The organism is Enterobacter sp. CFEC122 (assembly GCF_052983755.1).
In genome coordinates, this window is sequence record NZ_JBRIQR010000129.1 from 1 (window position 1) to 876 (window position 876).

The following is an 876-nucleotide window of genomic DNA, read 5'->3' on the forward strand; positions in this document are numbered from 1 at the left end:
CCGCCCTGCCACTCATCGCAGTACTGTTGTAATTCATTAAGCATTCTGCCGACATGGAAGCCATCACAAACGGCATGATGAACCTGAATCGCCAGCGGCATCAGCACCTTGTCGCCTTGCGTATAATATTTGCCCATGGTGAAAACGGGGGCGAAGAAGTTGTCCATATTGGCCACGTTTAAATCAAAACTGGTGAAACTCACCCAGGGATTGGCTGAGACGAAAAACATATTCTCAATAAACCCTTTAGGGAAATAGGCCAGGTTTTCACCGTAACACGCCACATCTTGCGAATATATGTGTAGAAACTGCCGGAAATCGTCGTGGTATTCACTCCAGAGCGATGAAAACGTTTCAGTTTGCTCATGGAAAACGGTGTAACAAGGGTGAACACTATCCCATATCACCAGCTCACCGTCTTTCATTGCCATACGGAATTCCGGATGAGCATTCATCAGGCGGGCAAGAATGTGAATAAAGGCCGGATAAAACTTGTGCTTATTTTTCTTTACGGTCTTTAAAAAGGCCGTAATATCCAGCTGAACGGTCTGGTTATAGGTACATTGAGCAACTGACTGAAATGCCTCAAAATGTTCTTTACGATGCCATTGGGATATATCAACGGTGGTATATCCAGTGATTTTTTTCTCCATTTTAGCTTCCTTAGCTCCTGAAAATCTCGATAACTCAAAAAATACGCCCGGTAGTGATCTTATTTCATTATGGTGAAAGTTGGAACCTCTTACGTGCCGATCAACGTCTCATTTTCGCCAAAAGTTGGCCCAGGGCTTCCCGGTATCAACAGGGACACCAGGATTTATTTATTCTGCGAAGTGATCTTCCGTCACAGGTATTTATTCGGCGCAAAGTGCGTCG

The 876-nt window shown here is 44.6% G+C and carries 1 protein-coding gene; it reads right to left on the reverse strand.

Features of this window, described 5'->3' with window-relative positions:
* The coding region (catA, locus tag ACVCAM_RS26450; RefSeq protein ID WP_126775533.1) for a type A chloramphenicol O-acetyltransferase at positions 1–653 on the reverse strand (653 nt) is incomplete at its 3' end.
* Positions 654–876: the final 223 nt, after the last annotated feature.